At 61.1% G+C, this 19,558-nt stretch carries 17 protein-coding genes and 1 pseudogene; 12 read left to right on the forward strand and 6 right to left on the reverse strand.

Annotated features, from left to right (window positions below; all coding sequences use genetic code 11):
- Positions 1 to 59 precede the first annotated feature (59 nt).
- The 3 genes from trxB to rpmG all read left to right on the forward strand — a co-directional run bounded on the left by trxB (position 60) and on the right by rpmG (position 1,629).
- Complete coding sequence (gene trxB / locus H663_RS29125; protein ID WP_053170331.1) at positions 60 to 1,019, forward strand: thioredoxin-disulfide reductase; 960 nt, start codon at positions 60 to 62, stop codon at positions 1,017 to 1,019.
- A gap of 179 nt (positions 1,020 to 1,198) precedes the next feature.
- The gene (gene rpmB / locus H663_RS29130) at positions 1,199 to 1,432 is read left to right on the forward strand and encodes a 50S ribosomal protein L28 (RefSeq protein ID WP_026039317.1); all 234 of its coding nucleotides are present in this window, start codon (positions 1,199 to 1,201) and stop codon (positions 1,430 to 1,432) included.
- A gap of 26 nt (positions 1,433 to 1,458) precedes the next feature.
- Positions 1,459 to 1,629, forward strand: a complete 171-nt coding sequence (rpmG, locus tag H663_RS29135) for a 50S ribosomal protein L33 (RefSeq protein WP_006298735.1) — start codon at positions 1,459 to 1,461, stop codon at positions 1,627 to 1,629.
- 258 nt (positions 1,630 to 1,887) lie between these two features.
- Here the strand turns inward: rpmG and H663_RS29140 are convergent, their stop codons facing one another.
- Both H663_RS29140 and H663_RS29145 read right to left on the reverse strand, forming a co-directional pair.
- Positions 1,888 to 3,099 carry a DesA family fatty acid desaturase gene (locus H663_RS29140; RefSeq protein WP_053170333.1) on the reverse strand — a complete coding sequence of 404 codons (1,212 nt, stop codon included), beginning with the start codon at positions 3,097 to 3,099 and terminating at the stop codon, positions 1,888 to 1,890.
- Positions 3,100 to 3,211: 112 nt separating this feature from the next.
- The gene (locus H663_RS29145; RefSeq protein WP_053170335.1) at positions 3,212 to 4,504 is read right to left on the reverse strand and encodes an RsmB/NOP family class I SAM-dependent RNA methyltransferase; all 1,293 of its coding nucleotides are present in this window, start codon (positions 4,502 to 4,504) and stop codon (positions 3,212 to 3,214) included.
- A 52-nt stretch (positions 4,505 to 4,556) separates the two neighbouring features.
- On the opposite strand from H663_RS29145, the gene H663_RS29150 reads away from it, so the two are divergent.
- Complete coding sequence (locus H663_RS29150; RefSeq protein WP_053170337.1) at positions 4,557 to 4,793, forward strand: DUF1653 domain-containing protein; 237 nt, start codon at positions 4,557 to 4,559, stop codon at positions 4,791 to 4,793.
- Positions 4,794 to 4,937: 144 nt separating this feature from the next.
- Here H663_RS29150 and purN read toward each other — a convergent pair whose 3' ends face one another.
- Positions 4,938 to 5,525 (reverse strand): phosphoribosylglycinamide formyltransferase, encoded by a 588-nt coding sequence (purN, locus tag H663_RS29155; RefSeq protein WP_053170339.1) that lies wholly within the window; start codon positions 5,523 to 5,525, stop codon positions 4,938 to 4,940.
- Between the two features lie 153 nt (positions 5,526 to 5,678).
- Here purN and H663_RS29160 point away from each other — a divergent pair, with 153 nt between their 5' ends.
- Positions 5,679 to 6,860, forward strand: coding sequence for an acyl-CoA dehydrogenase family protein (locus H663_RS29160; RefSeq protein ID WP_053170341.1), 1,182 nt, complete (start codon positions 5,679 to 5,681; stop codon positions 6,858 to 6,860).
- A 10-nt stretch (positions 6,861 to 6,870) separates the two neighbouring features.
- Complete coding sequence (locus H663_RS29165; protein WP_053170343.1) at positions 6,871 to 7,986, forward strand: acyl-CoA dehydrogenase family protein; 1,116 nt, start codon at positions 6,871 to 6,873, stop codon at positions 7,984 to 7,986.
- Between the two features lie 458 nt (positions 7,987 to 8,444).
- Here the strand turns inward: H663_RS29165 and H663_RS29170 are convergent, their stop codons facing one another.
- A complete protein-coding gene (locus H663_RS29170) occupies positions 8,445 to 9,314 on the reverse strand; it encodes a DNA ligase (protein ID WP_053170345.1) in 870 nt (289 codons plus the stop codon).
- Between the two features lie 100 nt (positions 9,315 to 9,414).
- A complete protein-coding gene (locus tag H663_RS29175; RefSeq protein WP_053171547.1) occupies positions 9,415 to 9,972 on the reverse strand; it encodes an HNH endonuclease in 558 nt (185 codons plus the stop codon).
- A 185-nt stretch (positions 9,973 to 10,157) separates the two neighbouring features.
- On the opposite strand from H663_RS29175, the gene H663_RS29180 reads away from it, so the two are divergent.
- The 4 genes from H663_RS29180 (at position 10,158) to H663_RS29195 (ending at position 16,041) form a co-directional block, all read left to right on the forward strand.
- Complete coding sequence (locus H663_RS29180) at positions 10,158 to 11,195, forward strand: bifunctional riboflavin kinase/FAD synthetase (RefSeq protein WP_053170347.1); 1,038 nt, start codon at positions 10,158 to 10,160, stop codon at positions 11,193 to 11,195.
- A 132-nt stretch (positions 11,196 to 11,327) separates the two neighbouring features.
- Positions 11,328 to 14,183 carry an isoleucine--tRNA ligase gene (gene ileS / locus H663_RS29185; RefSeq protein ID WP_053170348.1) on the forward strand — a complete coding sequence of 952 codons (2,856 nt, stop codon included), beginning with the start codon at positions 11,328 to 11,330 and terminating at the stop codon, positions 14,181 to 14,183.
- Between the two features lie 27 nt (positions 14,184 to 14,210).
- The gene (gene lspA, locus H663_RS29190) at positions 14,211 to 14,711 is read left to right on the forward strand and encodes a signal peptidase II (protein ID WP_053170350.1); all 501 of its coding nucleotides are present in this window, start codon (positions 14,211 to 14,213) and stop codon (positions 14,709 to 14,711) included.
- Positions 14,712 to 14,886: 175 nt separating this feature from the next.
- On the forward strand, positions 14,887 to 16,041 hold the full coding sequence (locus tag H663_RS29195) for an aminotransferase class V-fold PLP-dependent enzyme (RefSeq protein ID WP_053170352.1): 1,155 nt from the start codon (positions 14,887 to 14,889) through the stop codon (positions 16,039 to 16,041).
- 89 nt (positions 16,042 to 16,130) lie between these two features.
- Here H663_RS29195 and H663_RS29200 read toward each other — a convergent pair whose 3' ends face one another.
- Entirely contained in the window at positions 16,131 to 17,114 is a 984-nt protein-coding gene (locus H663_RS29200; protein WP_053170355.1) for a quinone oxidoreductase family protein, read from the reverse strand.
- 121 nt (positions 17,115 to 17,235) lie between these two features.
- Here H663_RS29200 and H663_RS29205 point away from each other — a divergent pair, with 121 nt between their 5' ends.
- Positions 17,236 to 18,135: a DMT family transporter gene (locus H663_RS29205; RefSeq protein WP_053171550.1), complete on the forward strand. Its 900-nt coding sequence runs from the start codon at positions 17,236 to 17,238 to the stop codon at positions 18,133 to 18,135.
- Between the two features lie 407 nt (positions 18,136 to 18,542).
- Positions 18,543 to 19,552, forward strand: a pseudogene (gene galE, locus H663_RS29210) (UDP-glucose 4-epimerase GalE).
- The last annotated feature ends 6 nt before the right edge of the window (positions 19,553 to 19,558 follow it).

A 19,558-nucleotide genomic window follows, 5' to 3' on the forward strand; every position in this document is an offset into this window, starting at 1 on the left:
CCACCCTATGACCCGCAGCCTGCCGGTCTTTCTTCTGTCCGTTCAAATAATTCCACCCCATGTCCACACCCACCCAACACGCCCAAGTCCTGATTCTCGGCTCCGGCCCCGCCGGTTACACCGCCGCCGTTTACGCCGCCCGCGCCAACCTCAAACCCCTGTTGATCACCGGCATGGCGCAAGGCGGCCAGCTCATGACCACCACCGAAGTGGACAACTGGCCCGCTGACGTGCACGGCGTGCAAGGCCCGGACCTGATGCAACGCTTTCAGGAGCATGCCGAGCGCTTCAACACCCAGATCGTGTTTGACCACATCCACACCGTCAAACTTGAGCAACGCCCCTTCACCCTGATCGGCGACAGCGGCACCTACACCTGCGACAGCCTGATCATCGCCACCGGCGCTTCGGCCAAATACCTGGGCCTGCCGTCCGAAACCGCCTTCATGGGCCGCGGCGTGAGCGGCTGCGCCACCTGCGACGGCTTCTTCTACCGCGACCAGGTCTGCTGCGTGGTGGGTGGTGGCAACACCGCCGTTGAAGAAGCCCTGTACTTGTCCAACATCGCCAGCAAGGTCTATTTGATTCACCGCCGCGACAAATTCAAGGCCGAACCGATCTTGGTGGACAAAATGATGGACAAGGTCGCCGCAGGCAAGATCGAGCTCAAAACCTTCCAGACTCTGGAAGAAGTGCTGGGCGACGCCACAGGCGTAACCGGCGTGCGCCTGAAAAGCACGGCGGACGGCAGCTTGCACGATGTCGAACTCAAGGGCTGCTTCATCGCGATTGGCCACTCGCCCAACACCGACATCTTCCAGGGCCAGCTGACGCTGGAAAACGGCTACATCGTGACCCAAAGCGGCTTGAAGGGCTTTGCCACCCAGACCTCGGTGCCCGGCGTGTTCGCCGCGGGTGACGTGCAAGACCACGTTTACCGCCAGGCCATCACCAGCGCGGGCACAGGCTGCATGGCAGCATTGGATGCCCAACGCTTCCTGGAACAGAACCAAGGCTGATTTCTGGCTATAATCCGAGGCTTTGCTGGAACTGCCCGGATTGTCATTCGGGATCACGGAGCCAGCGATCTGGGATACCGCCACCCATCTTGGCGAGGTGAGGCTGGAGCGCCAGGCCCCGTGCAAATCTGCACGAGACCCATCGGCACCGGCTGTTTAAAAAGTATCGGAGTGTCCACATGGCACGCGTTTGCGACGTAACGGGCAAAGGCCCAATGACGGGAAACAACGTTTCCCACGCCAACAACAAAACCAAGCGCCGGTTCCTGCCGAACCTGCAATACCGTCGTTTCTGGGTTGAAACAGAAAACCGTTGGGTGCGTCTGCGCGTCTCCAGCGCCGCTCTGCGCCTGATCGATAAAAACGGCATCGATGCCGTGCTCGCAGACCTGCGCGCACGCGGTCAAGCCTAAACCCAGAACATTAGGAGTCATCTACCATGGCAACCAAAGGCGGACGCGAAAAAATCAAGCTGGAATCCACAGCTGGCACTGGTCACTTCTACACGACCAGCAAAAACAAGAAAACAATGCCCGAGAAAATGTCGATCATGAAGTTCGACCCCAAAGCTCGCAAGCACGTTGAATACAAGGAAATCAAGCTGAAGTGATTCGGCCTGAGCCTTGCAACAAAAAACCCGCTGTTCACACAGCGGGTTTTTTTATGTCCGAAACAGGGGGTGCTTGGAGGCAGGCGGTCGAAGACCCCGCCCAATGCTTGCCTACCATCCACGACCATGGTGACATGTACCCTTGCCAACAACGTCGGACTCTTCGAGTACCGACCTACGGGAGCCGCAAGCCGGAAACCCTCCCCGAAAGCAAACAGGGCCCGAAGGCCCTGCTGCTGAATGAACTTGGCAAATATCTCAGGCGGTCTGGCGCACGGCGCGCAGCTTTTCAGAGAAGTCACGCAAAGCAGCAATGCCGCTTTCTTCAGCGCGGCGGCACCAGGCTTGCAGGTCAGCTGCCAACTGCTCACGCGAGTGTGAGGTGTTTAGCCAAATCTGGCTGAGCTCTTCGCGCATTTGCAGCATTTTGTCGAGCACCGGGCTGGCCGCACGGGCCTGCGTGAGCTGAACTTGCGCATCAGCCGGCACCTTCGCCGCGTCGCGGTGCAACCAACGTTTGGCGGTCTGCAACACATGGGCGTCAAGCTTGAGTTTGCCGGCTTCTTCCTGCATCACGGCGCGCACATGACGGGCATAACCCGCCATCACCTCATAGCGGTTGGCGATCAAGGCTTCCAGGGTCTTCTCGTCGGCCACAGGACGGATGTCGCCATAAGCCAGACGTGGAGGTGTCTTTTTGACGGTCGCCAGACCCAAGGTTTCAAGCACCCGGATATACAGCCAGCCGATGTCGAATTCGTAAGGCTTGACCGACAGCTTGGCCGATGTGGGGTAAGTGTGGTGGTTGTTGTGCAACTCTTCGCCACCAATCAGGATGCCCCAGGGCGAGATGTTGGTGCTGGCGTCGTGCGCCTCAAAGTTGCGATAACCCCAGTAGTGGGCGGCCCCGTTGATGATGCCAGCCGCCGTGATGGGAATCCAGGCCATTTGCACAGCCCAGACTGTCAAGCCAATAAAGCCGAACAAAGCCACGTCGATGATCAACATCAGGGCCACGCCTTGCCAGGAAAATCGGGAATACAGGTTGCGCTCAATCCAGTCGTCGGGCGTGCCATGACCGTAGCGCTTGAGGGTGTCCAGGTTTTTCGATTCCTTGCGGTACAGCTCAGCCCCCGTGAACAACACGGTTTTGATGCCATGCACATGGGGGCTGTGGGGGTCTTCGGCTTGCTCGCACTTGGCGTGGTGCTTGCGGTGAATGGCCGCCCACTCCTTGGTCACCTGGCCGGTGGTCATCCAGAGCCAGAGACGGAAAAAATGCGAGGGAATGGCATGCAGATCCAAAGCACGGTGCGCTTGGTGACGGTGCAGGAAGATGGTGACGCTGGCAATGGTGATGTGGGTCAGGCCCAAGGTGATCAACACCATTTGCCACCAGGACAGATCAAACAGGCCGTGGCCCATCCAGTGCACCAACGCATCCAAAAAAGCCCAATCAGGCAGCAACATGTCTTTGTCTTTCTAATGACGCCTGATTTCAGGCAATTTGTCGATTTTAAGTTTTTCGGCGCAAAAAAGACAGTGTTTTCAACTGTCTCAATCACATTTATCGAAAAAAAGATTACTTTCTAACCCACGCTGCGGCAAAAAATCCGTCCGTACCGTGTCTGTGTGGCCACAGTCGCAAAAACAGCCCAGAAGCCTGAATCTGACCCGGTTCGACCACTTCAGGCGTGCACAAGCTGGCAGCTTCAGGCACTTTGAGGCGCTCCAGTTCCTGGGCCGCATTCAAGGGCATGAAATCCGGATTGGCAGCGCTGAAGGCCTGCGCAATCAGCTCGTTTTCCTCGGGCAACACGCTGCAGGTGGCATACACCAAACGGCCGCCCGACTTGACCAAGCGCGAGGCGCTTTGCAGAATAGCTTGTTGCTTTGCGGTCAACTCTTGCACAGCTTGGGGTTTTTGCCGCCACTTCAAGTCGGGGTTGCGGCGCAAGGTACCCAGCCCCGAGCAAGGCGCATCGACCAGCACACGGTCGATCTTGCCGGACAGTCGCTTGACGCGCTCATCGCGCTCGTGGGCAATGGCCGCCGGGTGCACATTCGACAGGCCGCTGCGGGCCATGCGGGGCTTGAGGGCATCCAGGCGGTGACCCGACACGTCAAAGGCGTACAAACGGCCCGTGCTGCGCATGGACGCACCCAGCGCCAGCGTTTTGCCGCCCGCGCCTGCGCAAAAGTCGACCACCATCTCGCCCCGGTGAGCATCCACCAGCAAGGCCAGCAGCTGCGAGCCCTCGTCCTGCACTTCAATCGCGCCCCGGGTGAAGGCATCGGTTTTTTGCAAGGCGGGTTTGCCTTGCAGGCGCAAGCCCCAAGGCGAGTAAGGCGTGGGCTCTGAAGTCATACCCGCTTGCGCCAGCTCTTTTTGGATGTCGCTGCGTTTGGCTTGCAGCATGTTCACGCGCAAGTCCAGCGTGCCGGGCTGCTGCAGATGCTCGGACAAGGCCCAGAAATCCTCGCCCAATTGGGCTTGCAGGGCCTGCGCCATCCACTCGGGCAGGTTGTGGCGGTGTGGTGCCATCAAGGCGTCAGCGGGAATGGCGTCGCAGGTGGCCAGCCATTTTTTCTCGGTGTCGTTGAGCGCTGAGGCCAGAAAATCGCGCGGGCCAAAAAAACCCAAAATCGCCAGCTTGCGCTCTTTGGGTCCGGAGCCCGAACGGGCCAGCTGCTCGAACAGCAGTTTTTTGCGCAGCACCGCAAAAGCGGTTTCGGCCAAAGTGGCGCGTTCGCGGGGGCCCAAAGAGCGGTGTTCCCGGAAATAGCGCGACACGACAGCGTCGGCGGGGTGTTCAAATTGGAGGACCAGCCTGACCAGATCGGCGCAGGCGTCTAAAAGGGCTTTTGGATGCATAGGGGCGTATTGTCCCATTCCTGCCCTTTGCCCAAAAACCCACAGGAATCACATGACCGAAACTTTGCCGCCCCTGATTGAAACGCCCAAAGGCCTCTACCGTCATTACAAAGGCGGGCAGTACCGCGTGTTGGGCACCGTGCGCCACAGCGAAGACTTGCAACCGATGACGCTGTACCAGGCACTCTATGGCGAACAAGGCCTGTGGGTGCGGCCAGCGGCCATGTTTACCGAAGTGGCCGAGTTCAATGGCCAATTGCAGCCGCGTTTTAAGCGCGTGGGGGATTGAACGTCTGATGCAGTTGGGTGCAGCGCTGGCCCACGTAGGCGCTGAAACCACCAAGCTGCAACACGGACTCTTCGCAGGTCGGCAGCTTCAGCTTCGACATTGCAGGCCCCGGCACAGCCCCATGTCGGGGCTGAAGCCACCAAGCTACGTGTTCTGGGTCCGCAGAAATTGAGCCACGGCACGCGGATAAATCAAATGCTCTTGCGTGAGCACCCGCGCCGCCAGCATGGCGGCCGTGTCACCCGCCAGCACCGGCACCACCGCTTGCGCCAAGATGGGGCCATGGTCCAGATCGGCTGTGACCTGATGCACCGTGGCCCCGGCGAACTTGCAACCCGCATCGATGGCCCTCTGGTGTGTGTTGAGCCCGGGAAAAGCTGGCAGCAAAGAAGGATGGATATTGAGCAAGCGCCCGGCATAGTGCGCCACAAAACCCGGTGTCAGGATGCGCATGAAACCGGCCAACACCACAAGACTGGGCGAGAACTGGTCAATCTGAACCATCAAGGCCGCATCAAACGCCTCGCGACTGGCAAACGCCTTGTGATCCAACACAGCTGTGGCAACGCCCTGCGATTGGGCCAAGGCCAGGCCTTGGGCATCGGCCTTGTTGCTGATCACTGCGGCCACCCGCACATTCAAGCGTTCAGCCCAACGTTCCTGCTCGGCAGCATGCAAGATGGCCCCCATATTGGAGCCCGAACCTGAAATCAAAATAACGATGTTTTTCATGAAGTGGGCGATTATCCCTGCCCTCACGCCTTGGCAAGACTTTTGTCGCACCAAGGACATGCCAGCACACCCGGCGCATGATAAAAAGCACGGTCGTTTGATTTTGCTTGAACTGCACTCAAAAATACCCACCCCCAACGGAGAGATTTCCCCATGGATTTGGCATTCACCCCCGACGAACTCGCGTTCCGCGACGAGATCCGCACCTGGGTCAAGGCAAACTTGCCCTCTGACATTTCACAAAAAGTGCACGCCGCCATGCGCCTGACGCGTGAGGACATGCAGCGCTGGGCCAAGATTTTGGGCAAAAAAGGCTGGCTGGGATGGGGTTGGCCCACGCAGTTTGGCGGCCCGGGCTGGACCGCCGTGCAAAAACATTTGTTTGAAGAAGAATGCGCCCTGGCCGGTGCCCCCCGCGTGGTGCCTTTTGGCCCGGTGATGGTGGCCCCGGTCATCATGGCTTTTGGCAATGCCGAGCAGCAACAACGCTTTTTGCCTGGCATCGCCAGCGGCGAAGTCTGGTGGAGCCAGGGCTACAGCGAGCCGGGCTCCGGCTCTGACCTCGCGTCGCTGAAGACCCGCGCTGAGCGCGTGGGCGACAAATACATCGTGAACGGCCAGAAAACCTGGACCACCCTCGGCCAATACGGCGAGTGGATCTTCTGCCTGGTGCGCACCAGCACCGAGGGCAAGCCCCAAACCGGCATCTCGTTCCTGTTGATCGACATGAAGTCGCCCGGCATCACCGTGCGCCCCATCAAGCTGCTGGACGGCGAGTGCGAAGTCAACGAAGTCTGGTTTGACAACGTCGAAGTGCCCGCCGAGAACTTGGTGGGCGAGGAAAACAAAGGCTGGAACTACGCCAAGCACCTGCTGGCCCACGAGCGCACCAACATCGCCGACGTGAACCGCGCCAAACGCGAACTCGAGCGCTTGAAGCGCATCGCCAAAGCCGAGGGCGTGTACGACGACATGCGTTTCCGTGACGAAATCGCCAAGCTCGAAGTGGACATCGTCGCACTAGAAATGCTGGTGCTGCGCGTTTTGTCGGCCGAAAAGTCTGGCAAGAACTCGCTCGACATTGCCGGTCTCCTTAAGATCAAAGGCAGCGAAATTCAGCAACGCTACACCGAGCTGATGATGCAGGCCGCAGGCCCCTTTGCCCTGCCCTTCATCTTCGAAGCCATGGACGCCGGCTGGCAAGGCAACTTCCCTGGCGGTGTGGTGGCCAATGCGCCCCTGGCCGCCAACTACTTCAACATGCGCAAGACCACCATTTACGGCGGCAGTAACGAAGTGCAACGCAACATCGTCGCCCAGACAGTTCTGGGTTAAGGAGACACTCATGGATTTCGATTTTTCTGACGACCAAGAACAACTGCGCGACGCGGTGCGCAAATGGGTGGACAAGGGCTATGACTTTGACCGCCGCCGCGCCATCGTCGCTGCGGGCGGTTTCGACCGCGCCGCTTACGGCGAAATGGCCGATCTGGGTTTGACTGGCCTTTACGTGAGCGAAGAGCACGGCGGTATGGGCATGGGCCCCACCGAAGCCATGGTCACCATGGAAGAACTCGGGCGTGGCATCGTGCTCGAACCCCTCACCCAGACCCTGATCTGCAGCGCCACACTGCAAACCCATGCGCCTGCAGCCCTGCAAGCCGCTTGGTTGCCCCGCATGGCGGCAGGCGAAGCCATCGTCGTGTTGGCGCAGCAAGAACGCGGAGCCCGCTATCAGCTGAACCGCTGCGCCGCTTTGGCCAGCGAATCTGGCGGCGCATGGACCGTGAGCGGCACCAAGAGCGTGGTGGCCGTGGGCGACCAAGCCGACGCTTTTGTGGTGCCCGCCACCGTGAATGGCCAAATCGCCCTGTTCTTGGTCGAACGCAACGCCAGCGGTGTGAGCACCCAAGCCTACGGTACACAAGACGGCTCACGCGCCGCTGAAGTGGTGATGAAACAAGCCCAGGCCCAACTGATCACCCTGAACGGCCTGGCCGCTTTGGAAGAAGCAGTGGACATTGGCATCGCCTGCACCTGCGCCGAAGCCGTGGGCGTGATGGACAAGACCCTGGCCATCACCGTGGACTACATGAACACGCGCAAACAGTTCGGTGTGAACATCGCCAGCTTCCAGGCCCTGCGCCACCGCGTGGCCGACATGAAGATGCAGCTGGAGCTGGGCCGCTCGATGAGCTACTACGCCAGCCTGAAGTTGCACGCGCCCGCCGACGAGCGCCGCCGCGCCTTAGCCCGTGCCAAGTACCAGCTGGGCGTGTCCATGCGCTTCATCGGCCAGCAAGCGGTGCAGCTGCACGGCGGCATTGCCGTCACCGACGAGTACATCGCCAGCCACTACTTCAAGAAATTGACGCAGTTGGACATGACCTTTGGCGACACCCTGCACCAGTTGGGCGAAGTGTCAGCCCGCATGCAGGAGACGGCGGGCGTGTTCGCCTGAGTCGGTCAGCCGACGTGTCGGAGCTGAAGCTCCGACCTACGGGGAAACCGTGTCTTCGTAGGTCGGTGGCTTCAGCCCCGACATGAGCATGTGCCAAGCCCACCCAACGTCGGACTCTGCGAGTGCCGACCTACGGGGGAAACCGTGTCTTCGCAGGTCGGTGGCTTCAGCCCCGACATGAGCATGTGCCACGCCCACCCAACGTCGGACTCTGCGAGTGCCGACCTGCGGGGGAAACCGTGTCTTCGCAGGTCGGTGGCTTTAGCCCCGACATGGACCTGTGACACGCCCACCCAACGTCGGACTCTGCGAGTGCCGACCTACAAGGCAGCCCCCTCGTAGGTCGGTGGTCGAAGACCCCGACGTGGGCCCGGTGAAGCCCTCAAACCTTTGCACCAGAACCGCACCCAAGCCCGCTAACGTCGGACTCTGCGAGTGCCGACGAGGCCGGGTTATTTTCATTCTGTGTCGCGCACCCTCAAAAATGACGCAAATCGCGGCAACCCTGAAGGCGTGCGGTCCCGGTAGCGGTACGTCACCCAAGCGCCCACAGGCGGCGGGTCTCGGCGCAAAGCATCGGTGAGACCAGAGCCCAAAGCAAAGCGCTGGCCTTGCGGAGTCTCCAGCAGCAGCGCCCCGGTCAATCCTGCAAAACGCCCCTTGCCCGCCTGATAGCCCAGCACCTGCCCTTCTTCATCATTCTGGGGTTTGAGCTTGAACACAGCGTCTGTGCGGCCTGCTTGCCACGGGGCATCTGCATGGTGCAAAACCAGGCCTTCGCCGCCGCCGTCCACCACCTGCTGCAAGCGGGTTTGCAAAGCGGCGGCACTCTGCACATTTGCATGCTGAACGGCCATCAGCCAAGGCTGAGCCAGCGACGCAATGGCCTGATCCACCAGGCGCACACGCTGGGCAAATGGCTCGGCACGGCCCCATGCATCAAACACCAGGTACTTCAGGGCACGCCATTCGACATCATCTGGCACCGCCTTTCGCACCGCGCCCGAGACACGGTCAAACTGGCCGCGCCCCATCCACAACTCGCCATCCAGCGGCAGCGGCGGCAGTGCGGCCAAAAACCAGTTGGGGGCAGCGATCAAGCGCCCGCTGCGAAAGCGCAAGACCTGACCGTCCCACACGGCGCGCACACCATCGAATTTTTCGCTGACCAGATAACCCTGGGGTGAACGCCCCTGCTGCCAGACAGAGGCCAGTTGTACCCGTTCTGCTTCGGCTGCCGCCGCCGACACCAGCCAAGGGCTGGCCCCCCACAGCAATACGTGTCGCCGCGACACACGCAACCTTGCACCTTGCGCAAACATGGACATGATCGGTCTCCCTGATGGCGCTTGGGCATGGCCAAGGCCTTTTTGTTTTTCAGGAAGCCATGATGCGGCGTTTCAGGCGCTACCGCAAGCACCCACCGGGTCAAACCAGCAAACGCGAAGTCTTGGGCACATGGGCCATCAAAAACTCCATCTGGTCACTCAAGATGCGGCGGTTGCGCAAGATGAAGTCTTCCCACAGGCTGGGCACATACGGGGCATAAAGCAAAGGCATGTTGGCCTGTTCGGGCGTGCGGCTGCTTTTGCGGTGGTTGCACGAACGGCAGGCCGTGACCACATTCATCCAATGATCGGGGCCGTTGTGCGCCAGGGGCACGATGTGTTCGCGGGTCAGCACCGACTCGTGAAAATGCCCACCGCAATAAGCGCAGACATTGCGATCTCGCACGAACAACTTGGGGTTAGTCAAGCCTGAGCGCATGTCAAACGGGTTGATGCGCGGCACGCCCTGGGTGCCAATGATGCTGTTGACGGTGATGATGGATTGCTCGCCCGTGATGGCGTTGTGACCTCCATGAAACACGGCCACTTGCCCTCCCGCTTCCCAGCGCACCTCATCGGCGGCGTAATGCGTGACGGCTTGCTCCAGCGAAATCCACGACTGGGGCAGCCCTTGGGCAGAGAGTTTCAAGACCTTCACAAACGACTCCTTGGCACAGATGCACAGCACGGACATGGAAACGGGACTGTCTCGATCCGGTCAGACCAGGCTTGGTGCCGGAGTCTGAACGGAGCGGGCTCAGTCACAATATACCCTTTGAATTTCTCAAAACCATGACAAGGGCCAAAAGCCCCGGGTCCTGCACACCACAACGGCTCCAGCACATGAAGGTTTTTCGCGGCTTCCACCACCCCGACCTGGCCCCCGCCTGCGCCCTGACCATTGGCAACTTCGACGGCGTGCACCGCGGTCACCAGGCCATGCTGGCCCTCTTGCGCAGTGAAGCCGCGCACCGGGGCGTGCCCAGCTGCGTGATGACCTTCGAGCCGCACCCGCGTGACTACTTTGCCAAGGCCCTGAACAAGCCCGATCTGGCCCCGGCCCGCATCGCCACCTTGCGGGACAAACTGCAAGAACTAGAGCGCTGCGGCGTGGACCAAGTGGTGGTGCTGCCTTTTGACGCCCGGCTGGCCAGCCAGTCGCCCCAAGACTTCATTGAGCAGGTGCTGGTGCAGGGCCTGGGCGTGCGCTATGTGCTGGTAGGAGACGATTTCCGCTTTGGGGCGCAACGCGCGGGCGACTACGCCATGCTCGACGCGGCAGGTCAGGGCCTGGGCTTTGATGTGGCGCGAATGAACAGCTACGAGGTGCATGGCCTGCGCGTGTCCAGTTCGGCCGTGCGCGAGGCCCTTCACCAAGGTCGCATGAACGACGTGGCCGCCCTGCTGGGCCGCCACTACAGCATCAGCGGCCATGTGGTACATGGGCGCAAACTCGGGCGCGAGTTGGCTGCCACAACGGAGGGCGCAGGCGACGGCTTTCGCACCCTGAATTTGCGCTTCTCGCATTGGAAGCCTGCCGCCAGCGGCATCTTTGTGGTGCAGGTGCATGGCTTGGCCGATCAGCCTTTGAAGGGCGTGGCCAATCTGGGCATCCGCCCCTCGCTGGACCCGAATGACGTCAACGGCGGGCGGGTGCTGCTGGAGACCCATGCCTTCGACTGGCCCACCGAGCTGGGGGCTGAGGGGGGCTACGGTAAAATCATCCGCGTGGACTTGCTGCATAAATTACACGACGAACTCAAATACGACGGTCTGGACGCCCTGACAAAGGGCATTGCCAAAGACTGCGACGATGCACAAGCGTGGTTTGCTTCGCGCCACGGCGAAACCAGCCGCCAAACCACCCGCGACCGAATTTGACGCTCCGGCCCGCGTTTGCCGCCTTCGACAGGCTCAGGGCGAACGACCTCCACGGCCCACCCCCTCTTGATCTCTCCGAACGGCTCAGCTGCTCGGGCTGAGCTTGTCGAAGCCCTCTCGACCTGACGCACCATGACCGACAAAACCCAGAACCCCGACACCCGCATCAACATGATGGACACCCCCTTCCCCATGCGCGGCGATCTGCCCAAGCGCGAGCCGGGCTGGGTGAGCGAGTGGAACGAAGGCGGCCTCTACAAAAAACTGCGCGCCGCCCGCCAGGGTGCCCCGCTGTTTGTGCTGCACGACGGCCCTCCTTACGCCAACGGCAAACTGCACATCGGCCACGCGCTCAACAAAGTGCTCAAAGACATGATCGTCAAGTCCAAGCAACTCGCTGGCTTTGACGCGCAATACATCCCCGGCTGGGACTGCCACGGCCTGCCGATCGAAAACGCGATTGAAAAACTGCATGGCCGCAAACTGAGCCGCGACGACATGCAAGCCAAGAGCCGCGCCTTTGCCACCGAGCAAATTGGCCAGCAGCGCGAAGACTTCAAGCGCCTGGGCGTGCTGGGCGACTGGGAGCGCCCTTATCGCACCATGGACCCGGCCAACGAAGCGGGTGAAATCCGCGCCTTCAAACGCGTGATTGAGCGCGGGTTTGTCTACCGTGGCCTGAAACCTGTGTACTGGTGCTTTGACTGCGGCTCGTCCTTGGCCGAGTTCGAGATCGAATACCAGGACAAGCAAAGCGACACGCTGGACGTAGCCTTTGAAACCGATGACGCTGCCAAGCTCGCCGCCGCTTTTGGCCTCGCCGCCTTGCCCGCTGGTCAAAGCGCCTTTGCCGTGATCTGGACCACCACCGCCTGGACCATCCCCGCCAACCAGGCCCTGAACGCCCACCCCGAACTGACCTATGCGCTGGTGCAAACCGACAAGGGCTGCTTGGTGCTGGCCGAGTCGCTGGTGGACAAATGCCTGGAGCGCTTTGGCCTGCAAGGCGGCACGGTGCTGGCCACGGCCAAAGGCACAGCGCTGGGCGGTCTGAACTTCCGCCACCCCTTGTACGACGTGGACGCGGGCTACAAGCGCCTGTCGCCCGTGTACCTGGCCGAATACGTGAGCGACAGCGACGGCACGGGCTTGGTCCACTCCTCGCCCGCTTACGGCGTGGACGACTTCAACTCCTGCATCGCCAACGGCCTGAAGTACGACGACATCCTGAACCCGGTGCAAGGCAATGGCACCTACGCGGCCGACTTCCCGCTGTTTGGCGGCCTGCACATCTGGAAAGCCATTCCGGTGGTGCTGGACGCGCTGCGCAATGCGGGTCGCCTGCTGTCCACCGTGACCATCACCCACAGCTACCCGCACTGCTGGCGTCACAAAACGCCTGTCATCTACCGCGCGGCCGCCCAGTGGTTTGTGCGCATGGACGAGGGCGAGGGCGTGTTCACGAAGGACAAGGCACCCAAGACTCTGCGCCAGTTGGCGCTGGACGCCATCGAGCAAACCCAGTTCTACCCCGAGAACGGCAAAACCCGCCTGCGCGACATGATCGCCAACCGCCCCGACTGGTGCATCTCGCGCCAGCGCTCATGGGGCGTGCCCGTGCCCTTCTTCCTGCACAAAGACAGCGGCGAGCTGCACCCCAACACCATGGCCATCCTGGACCAAGCCGCTGACATCGTCGAAAAAGGCGGCATCGAGGCTTGGAGCCGGGTGACGGTGGAAGAAATTCTGGACGCAGCCGATGCACCCAGCTACACCAAGAGCACCGATATTCTGGAAGTCTGGTTCGACTCCGGCTCCACCTTCCAGCATGTGCTGCGCGGCAGCCACAAAGACGCGTATGGCGTGGCACCTTTTCACAACCAAGGCCCAGAGGCTGATTTGTACTTGGAAGGCCACGACCAGCACCGCGGCTGGTTCCACAGCTCGCTGCTGCTGGGCTGCGCCCTTTATGACCGCGCTCCTTATCGCGGCCTGCTGACCCACGGCTTTGCCACCGACGGCCAAGGCCGCAAGATGAGCAAGAGCTTGGGCAACACCGTCGAGCCGCAAACCATCACCTCCAAAATGGGCGCAGAAATCGTTCGCCTGTGGGTGGCCAGCACCGATTACTCGGGCGACCTGAACATCGACGACAAGATCCTGGCCCGTGTGGTGGACTCGTACCGCCGCATCCGCAACACCTTGCGCTTTTTGCTGGCCAACGTGAGCGACTTCGACCCAGCCACAGACACCGTGCCCGACGACCAGCTGCTGGAAATCGACCGCTTTGCCCTGGCCCGCGCCGCCGAGTTGCAAGCCGACATCCGCGCCCACTTCGACAAGTACGAGTTCCACCCCGTGGTCTCCAAGCTGCAAATCTATTGCTCGGAAGACTTGGGTGCGTTTTACCTGGACGTGCTGAAAGATCGTCTCTACACCACCGCCCCCAAGAGCCTGGCCCGCCGCAGCGCGCAAACCGCTTTGTGGCGCATCACCCACGGCATGCTGCGCTGGATGGCACCCTTCCTGTCGTTCACGGCCGAAGAAGCCTGGAAGACTTTCGGCACATCGGAGTCCATCTTCCTGGAAACCTTCGGCGACTTTGGTGTGGCCGATGAAGCGCTGTTGGCCAAATGGAGCCGCATCCGCGAAATCCGCGACCTGGTGAACAAGGACATCGAAAACCTGCGTGCTGCCGGCCAGGTGGGCGCGTCGCTGCAAGCCGAAATCGACTTGACCGCCCCTGCTGCTGACCACGCCCTGCTGGCGAGTTTGGGGGCAGACATCAAGTTCGTGTTCATCACCTCCAAAGTCACTTTGCATGCAGGTGAGACACTGGCCGTGCAGGTCACCGCCAGCCCAGCCACCAAGTGCGAACGCTGCTGGCATTACGCCGACGACGTGGGGCACGACGCCGATCACCCCACCATTTGCGGCCGCTGCGTGAGCAACCTGCACGGTGCAGGCGAAACGCGCCAAGTGGCCTGAGCCCGTCACAACAACAGGACACCCCCCATGGCCAACAAATTCAAAAACGCCAACCGCTCCAACCTGTGGGTCTGGCTGGGCATCGCCCTCTTGGTGCTGCTGCTTGACCAATTCACCAAGGTGCTGGTGCTGGGCGCTTTCCAGCTGGGTGACAGCACACCCATCACCTCGTTTTTCAACCTGGTGCGGGTGCACAACCACGGCGCGGCGTTTTCGTTTTTGGCCGGTGCTGGTGGTTGGCAGCGCTGGTTTTTCACGGGCATCGGCGTGGCCGCGGCCATCTTCATGGTCTGGATGCTGCGCGCCCACCCCGGCCAAAAACTCTTCAGCTTGGCCATCTCGCTGATTTTGGGCGGTGCCATTGGCAACGTGATCGACCGCCTGCTGCACGGCTACGTGGTCGACTTTCTGGACTTTTACTGGGGCACCTGGCACTTCCCGGCCTTCAACGTGGCCGACAGTGGCATCAGCGTGGGTGCAGCCTTGCTGATCCTGGATGAAATCCTGCGAGTGCGGCGCGGGCGTTAAGCGACATCGCAAGCACTTGAAGCCCACCGTGTTGGCCATTGGGCGGTGCGGATGGCCGATTTCCTGACCCTAAGCGACTGATGAGGCCATTCGCACCGCCCAATGGCCAAGACACCCACAAAGGCCAGATCTCATGTAAGCTGCACAACCTGATTTTTTCAACACGGAGATCCCCATGCCCGGATTGCTGCCCCAGATTGACCCCGATGGCCTGCTTGAGTTTTCGGTGGTCTACACCGACCGCGCCCTGAACCACATGTCCAAGCGCTTTGGCGGCGTGATGACCGACATCTCGCGCATGCTCAAAACCGTGTACGGGGCCCACTCGGTCGCCTTGGTCCCGGGCAGCGGCACTTTTGGCATGGAATCGGTGGCACGCCAGTTCGCCACCAACCAGCATGTGATGGTCATTCGCAATGGCTGGTTCAGCTACCGCTGGACGCAAATTTTTGACATGGGCCAGATCCCCAAGAGCCACAGCGTGCTCAAGGCCCGACGCATCGCTGACGGCTCGCAAGCGGCGTGGGCACCCGCCCCGATTGCCGAAGTGACCGCTGCGATTGCCGCAGAAAAACCCGCATTGGTGTTTGCCCCCCATGTGGAAACCGCTGCGGGCATGATGCTGCCCGACGACTATCTGAAGGCCGTGGCCGACGCGGTGCACGCCGTGGGTGGCTTGCTGGTGCTGGACTGCATTGCATCCGGTGCCATGTGGGTTGACATGAAAGCCACCGGGGTCGACCTGTTGATCAGCGCACCGCAAAAAGGCTGGAGCAGCTCGCCCTGCTGTGCCATGGTCATGCTGAGCGAACGTGCCCGCCAAGCCATCGACAACACCACCAGCACCACCTTTGCGATGGACCTGAAAAAGTGGTTGCAGGTCATGGAAACCTACGAAGGCGGTGGCCACATGTACCACACCACCTTGCCCACCGACGCGCTGCTGCGCCTGCGTGACGCGATGGTTGAAACCGATGCCTATGGGTTTGACAAGGTGCGTGACGAGCAAATGGCCCTGGGCCGAGCCGTGCGCCAGTTGCTGGCCGAGCGCGGCTTCCCCAGCGTGGCCGCGCCGGGTTTTGAAGCCCCTGGCGTGGTGGTCAGCTACACCACCGACCCCGACATCCAAAGCAGCAAGAAGTTTCTGGCCGAAGGCTTGCAAACCGCCGCCGGTGTGCCGCTGCAATGCGACGAACCCGCCGATTTCCGCACCTTCCGCATGGGCCTGTTTGGCCTGGAAAAATGGCACAACGTTCAACGCACGCTACAGCAACTGCGCACCGCATTGGACGCGGTGGCCCCAGCGCCAGCCGAGAAGCTGGCGGCCTGAAGAGGACATGTCGGACTCTACGAGTGCCGACCTACGAAAGTTGTCGCAGGTCGGTGGTCGAAGACCCCGACATGGGCTTGCGATGAACTTTACAGCGTGATGATCGTGCAGCCCGTGGTCTTGCGGGCCTCCAGGGCGATGTGGGCGTTCTGAATTTGGGCCAGGGGAAAGGTCTGGTCAATGTGGATCTTCACCTTGCCACTGGTCACGGCATCGAACAAATCATCAGCCATCTCTTGGGTGTTTTCGCGGGTGGTGATGTGGCTGAACAAAGTCTGGCGCGTCACGTAAATTGAGCCTTTGGGGCCCAAAATGCCCGGTGCAAACGGGGCCACGGGGCCTGAGGCATTGCCAAAGCTGGCCATCAAACCAAACGGCGCCAGGCAATCGAGCGACTTGTCCCAAGTGTCTTTGCCGACGGAGTCGTACACCACTTTCACGCCCTTGCCGCCTGTGATCTCTTTGACCTTGGCCTGGAAGTCTTCGGTCGAATAGTTGATGCAAAACTCCGCGCCGTTGGCCAGGGCCAATGCGCACTTGACGTCGCTGCCTGCGGTGCCGATCAGGCGCAGGCCCAGGGCCTTGGCCCACTGGCAGGCGATCAGGCCCACACCACCAGCTGCGGCGTGGAACAGCACAAAGTCACCCGCTGTGAGGCCACCCTGGGGCAGTGTGCGCTTGAGTAAATACTGCACCGTCAGGCCCTTGAGCATCATGGCCGCGCCGGTCTCGAACGAGATCGCATCGGGTAGCTTGCACACGCACTTGGCGGGCATCACGCGCACCTCGCAATAGCTGCCGGGCGGCTGGCTGGCATAGGCTGCGCGGTCGCCCACTTTCAGGTGCGCCACGCCCTCGCCCACGGCCTCGACCACGCCCGAGCCTTCCATGCCCAACTTCAGGGGCATGGGCAGCGGGTACAAACCACCGCGCTGGTACACGTCGATGAAGTTCAGGCCGATGGCCTTGTGGCGGATGCGAATCTCGCCGGGGCCAGGTTCGCCCACGGTCACATCGACCAGTTTCATGACTTCGGGACCGCCGTTCTGGTCGATCTGGACTGCAAGGCTCATGGATTTCTCCTGTAGGGGTAAACAAACGATGCGTGACTTTGCCACGAATTGCAGGTTTTGGCAGATTCAGATGGACAGCTGCGCGACAGCGGGAAAACCCGCGCACCGATACAGTCGCCGCATGTCTCAAAAACTCTCCCCCATCACCGCACTGCTGTTGACCGTTCCACCGCTTTTGTGGGCGGGAAATGCCGTGGTGGGCCGCATGGTCAGCACCTTGGTGCCGCCCATCACGCTCAACTTTTTACGCTGGGCACTGGCCTTTGTGATCCTGGTGCCCATGGCCAGTTGGGTGCTGCGCTCTGGCAGCGGGCTGTGGTCGCATTGGCGTCGCTTTGGCCTGCTCAGCTTGCTGGGCGTGGGCTGCTACAACGCGCTGCAATACCTGGCCCTGCAAACCTCCACCCCACTCAACGTGACGCTGGTGGCCGCCAGCGGCCCGGTGTGGACGTTGGCCATCGGGGCGCTGTTTTTTCACACGCCTGTGCACCGAGCACAAGCGCTGGGGGCCGTCTTCTCCATTGTGGGCGTCACCATTGTGTTGTCGCGGGGCGAACCCGCTCAGCTGCTGAATGTGCGCCTGGTCGTGGGAGACTTTTTCATCTTGCTGGCCACGGCTTGTTGGTCCGCCTACAGCTGGCTGCTCATGCGCAAGGACGAGCCCGAAGCCATCCGCCAGAATTGGGCGGCTTTCTTGCTGGCGCAAGTGGTGTTTGGGCTGGGCTGGTCTGGCCTGTTTGCCGGGCTCGAATGGGGCCTGACCGATGCCCACATCACCTGGGGCTGGCCCTTGATCGCCACACTGGCCTTTGTGGCCGTGGGGCCGGCGGTGCTGGCCTACCGCTGCTGGGGTCTGGGCGTGCAGCAAGCGGGCCCGGCCATGGCCGGTTTTTTTGCCAACCTCACGCCCCTGTTTGCCGCCATCCTGTCCGCCGCCTTTCTGGGCGAGTTGCCACACGCCTACCATGCACTGGCCTTTGCGCTGATCGTTGCGGGCATCTGGGTGTCATCGCGGCCGTGATGACTGCCACCTCTGCTGCGACAAAAACATCGCAACGTGTCAGCCCATGTCGGGGTCTTTGACCACCGACCTACGACATCGTCTGTGGGTCGGCACTCGCAGAGTCCGACATATCTGCGCCTAACAGCCATCGCACGCTCAGGCATCGCGCCTGATCACCGCCAATCGTCGGGGTCTTCGACCACCGACCTACGCAAGGCACGTCCCATAGGTCGGCAATCGCAGAGTCCGACACGTCCCGTAGGTCGGCACTCGCAGAGTCCGACGTATCTGCGCCTCACGGCCATCGCACGCGCAGGCATCGCGCCTTTTCGCGGCCAATCGTCGGGGTCTTCGACCACCGGCCCACAAGAGACCACAAGCAAGTAGCATGACCTGTTCTGGCAGGAACGCTATCATCGAAAAATATGAACGCAAACTCCTACACATCCAAAATCCTCATCACCGGCGGCGCAGGCTATATCGGCTCACACACTGCGGTCGAACTCATGAATGCAGGCCATCATGTGGTCATCATGGACAACCTCTGCAACAGCAGCATACGGGTGCTCGACAGGCTCAAAGCCCTGTGTGGATAAAAATTCAGCTTTATGCGGCCGACGTGCGCGACGGCGCAGCGCTGGACACCGTATTTGCCCAACACCCCATCAGCGGCATCATCCATTTCGCAGGCCTCAAAGCCGTGGGCGAATCGGTAGGCCAGCCCGTGCGCTACTTTGACAACAATATTGGCAGCACACTCAGCCTGTTGCAAGCCATGGACCGCGCCGATGTTCGGCGCATCGTATTCAGCTCATCGGCGACCGTTTATGGCGACCCCAGCCAAGTGCCCATCACCGAATCGAGCAAACTGCAGGTCACCAACCCCTACGGCCGCACCAAGCTCATTTGCGAAGACATCCTGCGCGACCTGCAAGCCGCCGACCCGCGCTGGCACGTTGCCATATTGCGCTACTTCAACCCCGTGGGTGCCCACATCAGCGGCACCATCGGTGAACACCCCAACGGCATCCCCAACAACCTCATGCCTTTCATCACCCAGGTGGCCGTGGGTAAACGCGAATTTTTGAGCATCTTTGGCAACGACTACCCCACTCCCGACGGCACGGGCGTGCGCGACTACATCCATGTGGTGGACCTGGCCCAAGGCCACCTGGCGGCGCTGCGCTACCTGCAAGAAAAACAAGCCAGCATCACTGTCAACCTGGGCACCGGCCGCGGCGTGAGCGTGCAGGATCTGGCCAACACTTTTTCACGCGTCACCGGCGTGGCCATTCCCTATCAATTTGTAGTACGACGCCCCGGCGATGTGGCGTCATGCTTTGCCGACACCCAACTGGCAGAAACCGCCCTCGGCTGGAAAGCACAACTCGACGTTGACCGCATGTGCGCCGATGCGTGGCGCTGGCAATCGTAGAATCCT

Source organism: Limnohabitans planktonicus II-D5, from assembly GCF_001270065.2.
GTDB classification, from domain to species: Bacteria; Pseudomonadota; Gammaproteobacteria; order Burkholderiales; family Burkholderiaceae_C; genus Limnohabitans_A; species Limnohabitans_A planktonicus.

What these genes read in the sequence shown, in the direction of transcription:
- H663_RS29160 (WP_053170341.1), top strand. Translation starts at nt 5,679, where the DNA reads ATGGATTTGGCATTCACCCCCGACGAACTCGCGTTCCGCGACGAGATC.
- H663_RS29150 (WP_053170337.1), top strand. Translation starts at nt 4,557, where the DNA reads ATGACCGAAACTTTGCCGCCCCTGATTGAAACGCCCAAAGGCCTCTAC.
- H663_RS29200 (WP_053170355.1), bottom strand. Translation starts at nt 17,114, where the DNA reads ATGAGCCTTGCAGTCCAGATCGACCAGAACGGCGGTCCCGAAGTCATG.
- lspA (WP_053170350.1), top strand. Translation starts at nt 14,211, where the DNA reads ATGGCCAACAAATTCAAAAACGCCAACCGCTCCAACCTGTGGGTCTGG.
- H663_RS29165 (WP_053170343.1), top strand. Translation starts at nt 6,871, where the DNA reads ATGGATTTCGATTTTTCTGACGACCAAGAACAACTGCGCGACGCGGTG.
- H663_RS29180 (WP_053170347.1), top strand. Translation starts at nt 10,158, where the DNA reads ATGAAGGTTTTTCGCGGCTTCCACCACCCCGACCTGGCCCCCGCCTGC.
- rpmB (WP_026039317.1), top strand. Translation starts at nt 1,199, where the DNA reads ATGGCACGCGTTTGCGACGTAACGGGCAAAGGCCCAATGACGGGAAAC.
- H663_RS29145 (WP_053170335.1), bottom strand. Translation starts at nt 4,504, where the DNA reads ATGCATCCAAAAGCCCTTTTAGACGCCTGCGCCGATCTGGTCAGGCTG.
- H663_RS29195 (WP_053170352.1), top strand. Translation starts at nt 14,887, where the DNA reads ATGCCCGGATTGCTGCCCCAGATTGACCCCGATGGCCTGCTTGAGTTT.
- H663_RS29205 (WP_053171550.1), top strand. Translation starts at nt 17,236, where the DNA reads ATGTCTCAAAAACTCTCCCCCATCACCGCACTGCTGTTGACCGTTCCA.
- H663_RS29140 (WP_053170333.1), bottom strand. Translation starts at nt 3,099, where the DNA reads ATGTTGCTGCCTGATTGGGCTTTTTTGGATGCGTTGGTGCACTGGATG.
- trxB (WP_053170331.1), top strand. Translation starts at nt 60, where the DNA reads ATGTCCACACCCACCCAACACGCCCAAGTCCTGATTCTCGGCTCCGGC.
- purN (WP_053170339.1), bottom strand. Translation starts at nt 5,525, where the DNA reads ATGAAAAACATCGTTATTTTGATTTCAGGTTCGGGCTCCAATATGGGG.
- H663_RS29170 (WP_053170345.1), bottom strand. Translation starts at nt 9,314, where the DNA reads ATGTCCATGTTTGCGCAAGGTGCAAGGTTGCGTGTGTCGCGGCGACAC.
- ileS (WP_053170348.1), top strand. Translation starts at nt 11,328, where the DNA reads ATGACCGACAAAACCCAGAACCCCGACACCCGCATCAACATGATGGAC.
- rpmG (WP_006298735.1), top strand. Translation starts at nt 1,459, where the DNA reads ATGGCAACCAAAGGCGGACGCGAAAAAATCAAGCTGGAATCCACAGCT.